Genomic DNA, 11,254 nt, shown 5'->3' with positions numbered 1-11,254 from the left:
CGACCGCGAAGACGACACTGCTCCCGGCAAACGACAGCTTCGATGTTCAAAAAAGGGCTTGCATTTTACCGCGCGATTAGACGACAGCCTCGGCCGATTGCGGACGATAACTTGCCTCCGCGACTACTGATAGTCGGAAAAGAGCTTGACCTCAGCCCGCCGATTAGAGAAGCGCAGCCTTCTCCGGCGCTTGACCTCGCCCATCAAAGGTTGCACCCTCCGATCTTTAAACCTTTCGGAGATTCAATGGCCTCGCGAATTTTCTACGTCCTGGCTGTTCTGATTGCAGCAGGTGCGCTTCTCTGGTGGGCGTTGAACTGGTGATACACCCGAGGAACGCGAGCGAATCCGGATGGGTTTCGACAGAATCCGTGGGGGTATCCATACGCTACCCGTCGACGACTGGCCCCGCCAGCATCGCGAGGCTTTCTTCGGTCTGAGCGTTGACCTTAAACAGCAGCGACTGAGTATTCGTCCCGGAGCTTCATAGTCGTTTGCCGGCTGGTCGCAGATTTTCTGGCGACCGCTGAAAAACACATTTTCGTCGCCGGATCGTTGCACACTTGCTGCTTCTTCCTTTCGCTGAGGTCAGAAGTGACCGAGGGCCTTGCCTGCCGACTTGAAGGCTTTCTCGCGCGATTGGCCAGTTGCTAAGCTCAAGTGTTTTGGCACCCAGGAATTGCAGAGTATAAAGCTTCGAAGACACTACGCAGTGTCTCGCCTGCTTCCCTAGGACGGAAGGCCGTATAGCAGGCGCGACGAAAGTCGCAAAACTTGCTGGACCTTCCGCCGTTCCCATTGGACCGGCTTCTGGCGATCCTTTCTCCACCGCAAGATCGCGGATGCCGACCCATTTCCCAGCTAGGATCGCCAGTCCCGACGGCGGACTGCTCGATAGATCATTTTTGCGCATACCGTGGCGCCGCCTTCGTCGGCGCCAGCCGCTGCCTGATTCTGTAAATCGGAGCCGATTTAAGGACGAAACCAGGCAGTGGTTCAAACTGTTACAGCGACGCTTGCGCGGCTGAAAAAGACGCACGGCGCCGCAATGGCAGCCTCAGGCAAATCAGGCCGGACGTTGGTCTGGAAAGAACCAGCCCGGCCACGGCAGCCACCGCAAAGGGGGGTGTGATGCTTGTGACATGTTATCGAACGAACAGGGGCGAAATTCCCTTAAGACGAATTGGGCAAGCTGCCGCGGCGATCATGGTTAGCACGGGGACGCCGACGCTGGCCGAGGCTCATGTCAAATGGTTTGCGCCGTATGACATAGCATCAGCCTCACGACCATTTGCAGAAACCTTGACGAGCATCTGGTTCTGGCTTGCCGTCGCGATCGCGATCCCGCTCTTCGCTGTCACCGTCGCTGTCGAGTGCACCGTCGTCGGCGATAGGATACTTATGGCTATGGACCGTCTGGCAGCACCCCTGTGGAACCGGGCTGACGACTTCGTCCGCGCCGCGACGGCAGCCTTCTTCATCGCCATCTTCGCTCTTGGCGGTGTCTATCTTACGCCTGACCTAAGAACGCGCTCGGAATGGGTCTCGTGGGCACAGTTGTTTATCGCAGCCGGCCTCTTCTCGCGCCGAACGATGTTGCTTTCCGCCATGGGGATACTCGCGCTCTGGGGTACGGCGCTTTATGAGTATCAGCTCTTTCATCTGCTCGACTATCTTGTGCTTGCCCTTGGCGTTGCCGGCTATCTCGTGTCGTTCTCGCTTGAGGGGTCTTCGTGGCAAGAACAGCGTTTCACCATTCTGCGCTTTGCGATCGCCATTACACTGATGCGCTCCAGCCTCGAAAAGTTCGCCTATCCGGACTGGTTTTATCCGCTGGCGCAGGACAAACCGTTCCTGACCTTCGGGATGCCGGCGGATGTATTCCTGCCGATGGCAGGTGTCGTCGAGTTTGTCCTCGGCCTCGGATTGATCTGGACACCTATCGTGCGGCGGTTTTCTGCCATAACACTGCTGATCATCTTCAATGCGGCCGTCATACCATTTGGACGACTGGACTTCGTTGGCCACGGTCTGATCACAATGATGCTGGTGGTTGCGGCGATCGACCCGTCTCGCGAGATCCAAATTGCGCCGGGTTTCCGACGAGCGATCGTCGGTGCACCCATCGGGTTCATTGCTGCCTTGGCGATCCTGGCGCCCACCTACTGGAATTTACATGCGGTTCTTTATGGTCGCGACACGCCGACGCAAATATCAGCGCACGCTGGACACCGCCTGGCGATATCAAAGTGACGGCCTTTGAACACACAAGGACGGGGGTCTTTCTTCTGTTCGCGACGGTGTCCGTGATTGCGGTCCTGAGCGTAGTCGTGGCGAGCAATCCGATCCACACCTCATTGGCGTCGATGGCTTTTTTCCTACAGATCTCATTAATCTTCATCTTGCTCGAAGCGAGCCAAGCCATGATTGCGCAGCAAATACGACGACGTCCCATATTCCCGATGTCGGACTTTGGTCCCGCCCGATGGCGGCCTATGTCGCACACTTCGTTCAACCTAGGTCTATGTCTGGGGGACCGTAACATCCCTACGATACAGGCGGGTCGTAGTGCGAATGCCGGCAACCTCGCGCGTCGAGGAAAGGAGCCGACCGAGGAGGGGCAATGGACTACAGCGCATTCTTCAGCAACGCCCTGGATGGGCTCCGTCAGGAAGGGCGCTATCGCGTCTTCGCCGACATAGAAAGAGTGGCGGGCGCCTTTCCGCGTGCCCGCTATCACGACGGCGAGCGCGTGCGTGACGTCATCGTCTGGTGTTCCAACGACTATCTCGGCATGGGACAGAACGACAAGGTCCGGCAAGCCATGCATCGTTCGATCGATCTGTCAGGCACGGGCGCCGGTGGCACGCGCAACATCGCCGGCACCAATCATAGTCACGTCTTGCTGGAGCGCGAATTGGCCGACCTTCACGACAAGGAGGCCGCCCTGCTGTTCACGTCGGGCTATGTCTCCAACTGGGCGGCTCTGTCGACGCTGGCCGCGAAGCTGCCGAACTGCGTCGTATTGTCCGATGCCGGCAACCACGCCTCGATGATTGAAGGCATTCGCCATTCCCGCGCCGAGTACCGGATTTTCAAGCATAACTGCCCGGACGACCTGGCGCGCTGTCTGCGCGAGGTCGAACCCGACCGCGCAAAGCTGGTCGCCTTCGAGTCGGTCTATTCGATGGACGGAGACATCGCGCCGATTGCCGAACTGTGCGACGTTGCCGAGCAATATGACGCCATGACCTATCTGGATGAAGTCCACGCCGTCGGTCTCTACGGTCGGCGTGGCGCAGGGATCGCGGAACGCGACGGGGTCATGAATCGTCTGACAATCATCCAGGGCACGCTCGGCAAGGCATTTGGGGTCATTGGCGGATATATCGCCTCAAGCGCGCCCGTCATCGACTTCGTGCGCTCTTTCGCGTCCGGCTTCATCTTTACGACGGCGCTTCCGCCGATGCTGGCGGCCGGTGCGCTCGCCTCGGTGCGGCACCTGAAGGAAAGCCAATGGGAAAGAAAAGCGCAGCAGGATCGTGTTCGGTTGCTGCGCGAGCGTCTCGACGACCGGGGCATTCCCCACCGCGCCAATCCCAGCCACATCGTGCCGGTAATGGTTGGCGACCCCGTGAAATGCCGGACCGTCGCCAATCGGTTACTCGACGATTTCGACATCTATATCCAGCCAATCAACTATCCCACGGTTCCGCGCGGTACGGAAAGACTGCGCATCACCCCCTCCCCTCTTCACAGCCGTGGTGACATCGAACAACTCGTCGAAGCACTGGATGAGGTGTGGGAGCAGACCGGCCTTGCCCGGGCCCCAAGGACTCGCGTGAAAATGCCTCAGGCAGCGCCGGCACATGCTTGGCGCCCCAAGGAGCCGGCTATGTGCACGGCCTGCCGCCAGCTCCTGGCGATGAGCAGCGACCGCGCCATGCTGGAGGCTCACCCCCGGGCGTAGAGAGGTGTCGTCATGAACATCAGACGGCCATGGACGAACACATCGTCCCCGCCCGACAGTGGAGTACTTCGCCGCGCAACCTTGCTGCGAAAAGCCGCAACCGCGACCGCACTTGCGACAATTGTCGCGGCTATCCTCGTCAGCCCTCTTCTTGTCGGCAAGGGGGCGAGCTCACCGCCGCGTGCAGCGCCGGGTGCTGGCGGCGCACCGACCGTCACCGTCACCACGGTCGCCGCCGAACGCCGTCGTCTTGAAACGCGCACATTCGTCTCGGGGTCGCTCGTTGCGCGCGAGGAAGTGTCCGTCGGCACCGAAAGCCAACATGCCAAAATTGAAGCCGTCCTCGTGGACGAAGGCGACAAGGTGCGGGAAGGACAAGTACTCGCCATCCTGTCGTCGGACCTCGACGAAATCGCTGTCTCGATGAACGACGTTGAGATCGAACGGGCGAATGCGCTTCTACTGCAGAGCGAAAGCGCGATCGCTCTCGAAGAAGCCAATCTAGACCTGGCGCAGAAGGCGCTCGAAAGGACCCAGCCTCTGTCTCGTAGCGGCGTGATGTCGCTCGATGTCCTCGAGCAGCGTGAGGCCGACGTGAAAGTGGCCAACGCCAAGCTGCGAACGGCGCACCAAACGAAACGCGTTGCCGTTGCCGAACGCGCGATCGCCTATGTCAAACGCCGAGAACTAATGGCCCAACTCGAACGGACCCGCGTCAGGGCACCGGCCGCCGGCATCGTGACCGCGCGGATCGCAAGGCTCGGCGATATCGCCTCCAGTGACGCGCCGCTTTTCCGGCTTGTCAAGGAGGGCGTGATCGAGTTCGAGGCATTGGTGCCAATGCGTATCGTCGGGCGAATTCAGCCCCATTCGCCCGCCGTCGTCACCATCCAGGGGATGGGCACAACCGTCTCCGGCACGCTGCGACATGTCTCGCCGAGCGTCGATCCGTCCACCAGGATGGCGCGCCTTCGTCTTGCCCTTCCCCAATCCGAGGCCTTGAAAATCGGAGCGTTCGCCCGCGCCGAGCTTCCCTATATCGAAGGCACGTCGGTGGTCTTGCCGCTCACCGCAATCCACCAAGCGCCGGAGGGAGCACACGTGGATGTCGTGATTTCGGGCATCGTGGAGAGACGAAGCGTGGTGACAGGGGAGCGCACAGCAGAGCAGATCCAGGTTCTGTCAGGTCTGACTGAAGGGGAGCAGGTCGTGCTGCGCGCTGGCGAAATCGTCCAGGCAGGTACGCACGTGAGACCAGTGCCCGCCGCCTCCGTTCTTGCCTCGAACAGGTGAGGTCGCGCATGTCGTTCAACCTTTCCCGCTGGTCGATCGAACGCCCCGCCTATAGCATTGCGATCTTCGTTCTTCTGGTGGTGATGGGCCTTCTGTCGCTGCGCGCGTTGCCGATCAGCCGTTTCCCCGAAATGGAATCGCCTATCGTCAAGGTCGTGCTTCGGCAGCAGGCAGCATCCGCCAGCGATCTCGAATACGATGTTGCCCAGAAATGCGAAGATGTCTTGTTGAGACTAGACGGCATTCGCCGACTGGATACAGCCATCGAGGATGGCGCGGTCACGTTCAATTTAGAGTTCGACGCCGCCATTGATCCTCAGGTGGCGCTTGAACGGACCGATCGTGCAATGCTTTCGATGCGTGGCGACCTTCCCGCGGCGATCGAGGAACCGGCAATTGCGCTATCGAACCTGCGCGAGATCGCCGTTGCGACCTTCGCCGTGCGGTCGAACGCAATGTCTTTCCAAGCACTCGACCGCGTTCTAGACGACGATGTCCTACGTCGATTCGAGCGAATTCGCGGCGTCGGCAAGGTCGTGCTGCGAGGCGGCGACGCCCGCGAGGTTCGGGTTTGGCTCGACCCTGACGAGATGCTCGCTCGCGGGCTATCCGCCGACGCTGTCGGCGTAGCACTTCGCACCGCCATTACCAACGCCTCGGCCGGCATTGTATCGGCCAACGAATTCGATCGACCAATAAGGACCGTATCGGCACTGACGGGTATTGCCGCGCTGGCCAGCGTCGCACTGCCGGATACCAACGGTGCCGGCTTGAGGCTTTCGGATGTTGCGCGCGTTGAGGATGGCTGGGTCGACGCCGGAGGCTTCGCCCAACTGGACGGCGAACCGATCCTGGCCCTGTCCTTCTTCACGGAGAAAGGCGCAAACGAGGTCGAAACATTCAACCGCATACGCACAGCGGTCGATGACTTGGCCAGCAAGGACACACGTCTGCAGTTCACGCTGCTGGACGAGAACGCCAGCTACACGCGCAACAATGCCGCAAGCACGATGCATGCCATGCTCGAAGGCGCCATCTGCACGATTGCGGTGCTGTTTTTCTTCTTGAGGGACTGGCGTTCCGTCATGATCGCCGCAATCAGCCTGCCGCTCGCGGTGATCCCGACCTTCTTCATCATGGACGCACTCGGTTTCTCGCTGAACCTCGTCTCGCTGCTCGGACTGACGTTGGCGATCGGTCTCCTTGTCGATGACACCATCGTCGAGATCGAGAATACGGCGCGGCACCTTGAAATGGGAAAGGCGCCGCATCAGGCAGTCATCGACGCGACGGAAGAGATCGGCAGCTCGGTTATCGCAATCTCATTGACGATCGTTGCCGTCTTCGCGCCGCTCGCCATGATCGGGGGCACGCCCGGTCAATATTTTCGCGAGTTCGGCATGACGGTGGCAGCGGCAACACTGGCATCTCTGCTGGTTGCCCGTCTTATAACGCCGCTGCTTGCCTCAAGACTGCTCCGGCCGAGTACGCCTGATCCAAATACCCCTGCCTTGCCCACTGAAGGCCGCTATTCCAGGCTCCTCAGGTTCGCGACCGGCCGTCATCGCATTGCGCTTGGACGATCCCACGCCGACCGGCCTCCCCGATACGCCATAGCCATCGACATGTCCTTTGTCACGATCGGCCTGGGGATCGCATCGCTTGCATGGGCCGCCCTCTTCGTCCTTCCGGGCTTGGCACGTGGCTTCATTCCGGACGAGGATGGAACGCGGCTCAAATTTGCAATCGAGATGGCAGGCGGCACGAGCAATGCCGCAATGCGTGAGAAATCCAGCGAAATCGCCAGATTGCTCGCCTCTGACAGCGAGGTCGTACATGTCTACGCATATAGGGCTTCCGCGGCCCGACTGGCGAACCTGCAGTCGATCGCCGTCCAGCTCGCGCTGACAGACCCGGCCCACCGAGCGCGAACGCGCCAAGCCATCGCTTCTGACATCACCCGAAAATTGAGGTCCATCGCCGACATTCGCATCAGCCAGGTTAGCCTGACGGGGGGGCGACAGTTTTCTGTCTCGTTGCTGTCACAGGATGCGGTGGCGTTGGAGCGCGCGGGAGAGTGGCTCGCATCCTCCATGGCGTCCATGCCTTCAATCCGTGACGTGACATCATCCGGCACCACGCACAGGGCAGAGCTTCAGGTCATTCCCGACCTCGACCTTACCGCCGCTATGGGACTTAAGCTCGACTCGCTATCGAACGCATTGCGTGTCGCAACGATGGGCGACAGGGATCGGGCGCTCGGTTCCATCCAGATCGATGGCCGGAACGTTCCTGTTCGTGTTGAGGTCCGCAAATCAGGCGCCGACTTATCCCTCATTGAGCTCATGCCATTGCGCACCGCAGATGGGAAGGTGGTTCCGCTGGGGGCGGTTGCCCGCATCGTGGAAGGGTACGGGCCGGCGCTGATCCTGCGCCAGGACGGGCTGCGCCGCATCGAACTTAACGCCGATTTGGCCGAGACCGCCTCGCCCGGAACGGCACTTGCGCAACTGCAATCATGGATCGAGCGACATCCGCTGCCGGCCGGTATACGCCTGCAAACTGCCGGGGAAACGCGCTCGATGGAAGACTTCTTCGCAAGCTTCGTTGAAGCGACTATTCTCGGATCGACCTTTGTTTTCGTCATTCTCTTCGTGCTTTTCGGCAGCCCGTTCCAGCCACTGACCATCCTCCTGTCCCTGCCGCTATCACTGTCTGGAGGGCTCGTCGCGCTGGCCGCAACCGGCCATGGCGTGACAATGCCGGTCTTGATCGGAGCCCTGATGCTCATGGGAATCGTCGCCAAGAACGCTATTTTGATCGTGGACCTGGCCAGTCGGATGATTGGCGCGGGCGCGCCGCCGCGCGATGCCGTCGTCCTGGCCGCCGAGCAGCGCCTTCGCCCGATTGTCATGACCACGGCTGCCATGGCCGCCGGCATGGTGCCTGTCGCGCTTGGGGTTGGCGATGGTGGTGCATTCCGTGCGCCCATGGCGATCTTCGTCATCGGCGGCCTGATCGCCTCGACGCTCTTGTCGCTGGTGTTCGTGCCCGCACTCTTCCTGCAGGTCCACAGGGTTGGCGCCCTGATCACCGGCCATTGCTTAGGCCAGCACCCACAGCGGCTGCGGCTTGACCAGCCGAACAACGATAAGCCGTAAGAAGGGTGACCTCAGGTCAACTCGGCCAAGGAGGCTTTTGGCAGCTGCTTGGCTGAGGTCGTGCTCTGACGGCCTTTTGATGTGCGATCGCTCTGAGGCGATGCAAATGGACGGCGGCGGCTGGATGTTTTGAGCGTGGCGGCCCAAAGAGATTTGGTACCACCCTTGTTCTTTATTCAAATCATCAAATCGCAAAGGTCGCATCAGCAGTTCATTAGGCATTTTGCATCATCATGATGATCTTATTGGAGAAACTTCATGATGCGCACTTCAGTCATAGCCGTCTTCGCACTGCTGACCGCCATGTCGGCGGCCAACGCGGCCGAGCGGCTCCGGATTGCCACCGAAGGCGCCTATCCGCCCTTCAATCTCATCGACCAGAACGGAACGCTTAAAGGGTTCGACGTGGATATTGCCAAAGCGCTCTGCGAACAGCTCAAGAGCGAATGCACGTTCCAGACCGTCGAGTGGCCAAAGATCATCGACGGGCTTGAGGCAGACAAGTACGATTTGATCGTTGCCAGCATGGCCTACACAAAGGAACGCGCCGCACGCGTCGAATTTTCAGCCCCGTACTATCGATCCCACTCTGTGCTCGTTGGTAACGCGGACAAGTTCACAGATAGCTCGCCGACCGCGCTCACCGGTGTTCGTATCGCCGCCGCCGAGGGAACAATTCAGGCTGACTACGTGAAGCAGGCATACACTCAAAGCGTTCTCGTCTTGGCCAAGGATCAACCGTCGGCACAGCAGCTGCTTGAAGAGAACAAGGCTGATCTCTTGATTGGCGACGCCATCGAACTCCTGAGTTTCATGGAGACGGGGAAGGGTTCCGTATACGGATACGTCGGCGATCCGATTTCGAGCGAATTTCTACAAAGTTCCGCTCACATTGCTGCGCAAAAAGGCAACGTGGAACTGATCGCTCGAGTGAACGACGCCTTGAAGCAGATCAAGCTCAACGGGGTCTACGATAGAATCAACGACCAGTACTTCCCCTTCAGCATTTACTAGGGACGTAGACTTGAAGGAACCTAAGGCTGCTTCATCGTGGAACATCTCGCTTCGGTCTGCCGGAAGGATTTTGCTCGCAGTCGTCGTCGCATATTGCGCAGTGGCCGCGATAGGCGCAGCACTTTTGCTAACGCGAATTGAACACGAAGCGATCGAAACCCGCCAGAAGCAGATTCCTCTCATCCTCTCCCAGACACGCAACGCCGTTAAGATCGAAAGAATGTCTTCCCTCGTAAGGGCGGTCTTTCTCACCAACGATCGGCGTCTCGAGCGGCAACTTCAGCTTCAGATACAGGCCCTAGCTCAAGGTTTTGGTTTCGACGGCTCGCCAATCCTGATCGACGGTTCAAAGAAAGTTGCCGGTCTTGCCAAGTCGATCGTCTCCGCTCATCAGCAGCATCGCGATCAAGCGGCGGAACGGGCCGGCGGTCAGCAGGAGTCTAGCCAATCGCTCGCCGACCTCTCGGCCTACGAGGAGGCCATGCGGATCATCGAGAAGATGGCAAAGGAGACAAGTGACAACTCCGCTTTCGTCGCCGACGACATCGCGGCGGGAATACAAGAACGCGCAGTAGAAGTCCGTTACCTGGTAATCGTCTTCCTCACTATCCCGGCAATCCTTGTGGCGATGCTGCTCGCTCTGGCCCGCAGGCATTTGACCGCCCCGATCGTCGCGGCCATCGTGAATCTCGACCGGATCGAGAAGGACCAAGCCTTAAAGGCCGCAACGGACCGGCCAAAACTCAAGGAGCTCGCGCTCATTGGCGATGCAGTCATGTCTTATGGAAGCACCGCGTCTGAACTTCGGCGAACCAACCTCGTGTTGCAAGTGCTGGCTGAAAAGGATCCGCTAACGGGCCTGGCGAACCGACGGATGTTCGAGAAATTTCTCGCGGCGTCGATCCTCAGGTCAACGTCGGAGACAGGAACCGCGATCTTGCTCATCGACATTGATCACTTCAAGGCCATCAACGATCGATTCGGGCATCCGACTGGAGACCGTTGTCTCAAATCGCTGTCAGACCTGCTGGCCAACATTCCGGATCTATCCAACCCGCTCGCGGCAAGGTTTGGTGGCGAAGAATTCGTGGTTGTCTACGATGCTCCCTGCGCCGATCATGCGGCAGAATACGCCCGCTTCCTCTGCAAGAAAATCGCCCAACTTGAAACAACGGGCGTTGACGGAAACACAATTCGTTTCACAGGCAGCGTGGGTGTCTCATTCACAACCTCCAGTGCGGACGATCCTTCGGACCTTCTGGAGAAAGCGGACCGCGCGCTCTATGCGGCAAAAAGGTCCGGACGAGATTGCGCTGTTGCTTATAGCGAGCTGTCGAATGACGCGACCGCGCGCAAATCGCATCTGAGGTCATAGAACAATCGCCTTTGCCGCGCCGGCGAAAGCTTCCGGCGGCAATATCCTCCAAGCATCGATGGGATAATGGATAATGTCTCTTTCACTACACATTTCGTTGCAGAAGCAAAAATGAGCTACTCCTCTCTGAACGCCTTCATCATCTGGTCTGAGAATGGTTGAGGAGGTATGAGAGTGCGGTTCGTTCTGCGGTTTGGACGAAGACTTCGACAGGCATTCCGGGGATGAGTTTGTTGTCCTTGAGGAGGACTATTCTACCCTCCACGATCCGCGTGTCGTCGCGGTGATCGCGCTGCTCACCGATGCCTCGAGCAAAAGAGATGTAGCCGTCGCGTGATTTTACATTTCTGTCAGCCGGTTTTGCAGTGGCGCTTACTCGGACTTAAGTCCCACTGGCAACTCAGCTTCAATCCTGTACTCTGCAGCCGTCCTGCCCCAAGG

The 11,254-nt window shown here is 59.2% G+C and carries 6 protein-coding genes; all 6 read left to right on the top strand.

Going from position 1 to position 11,254, the window contains the following annotated elements; translation table 11 throughout:
• Nucleotides 1-1,302 precede the first annotated feature (1,302 nt).
• The 6 genes from FHX09_RS27380 to FHX09_RS27355 all read left to right on the top strand — a co-directional run bounded on the left by FHX09_RS27380 (nt 1,303) and on the right by FHX09_RS27355 (nt 10,813).
• Nucleotides 1,303-2,253 (top strand): DoxX family membrane protein, encoded by a 951-nt coding sequence (locus tag FHX09_RS27380; RefSeq protein ID WP_245505521.1) that lies wholly within the window; start codon nt 1,303-1,305, stop codon nt 2,251-2,253.
• 370 nt (nt 2,254-2,623) lie between these two features.
• The gene (hemA, locus tag FHX09_RS27375) at nt 2,624-3,970 is read left to right on the top strand and encodes a 5-aminolevulinate synthase (RefSeq protein WP_132592680.1); all 1,347 of its coding nucleotides are present in this window, start codon (nt 2,624-2,626) and stop codon (nt 3,968-3,970) included.
• Between the two features lie 12 nt (nt 3,971-3,982).
• A complete protein-coding gene (locus FHX09_RS27370; RefSeq protein ID WP_183721470.1) occupies nt 3,983-5,263 on the top strand; it encodes an efflux RND transporter periplasmic adaptor subunit in 1,281 nt (426 codons plus the stop codon).
• Between the two features lie 8 nt (nt 5,264-5,271).
• Nucleotides 5,272-8,424: an efflux RND transporter permease subunit gene (locus FHX09_RS27365; protein ID WP_184450931.1), complete on the top strand. Its 3,153-nt coding sequence runs from the start codon at nt 5,272-5,274 to the stop codon at nt 8,422-8,424.
• Between the two features lie 258 nt (nt 8,425-8,682).
• Complete coding sequence (locus FHX09_RS27360) at nt 8,683-9,438, top strand: transporter substrate-binding domain-containing protein (protein ID WP_132592686.1); 756 nt, start codon at nt 8,683-8,685, stop codon at nt 9,436-9,438.
• 481 nt (nt 9,439-9,919) lie between these two features.
• Entirely contained in the window at nt 9,920-10,813 is an 894-nt protein-coding gene (locus FHX09_RS27355) for a GGDEF domain-containing protein (protein ID WP_245505522.1), read from the top strand.
• Nucleotides 10,814-11,254 lie beyond the last annotated feature (441 nt).

The organism is Rhizobium sp. BK538, assembly GCF_014197575.1.
In the GTDB taxonomy this organism is placed as follows: Bacteria; Pseudomonadota; Alphaproteobacteria; order Rhizobiales; family Rhizobiaceae; genus Rhizobium.
The sequence above is the reverse complement of the archived record's forward strand: the minus strand, read 5'-3'. Positions and strand labels throughout refer to the sequence as shown.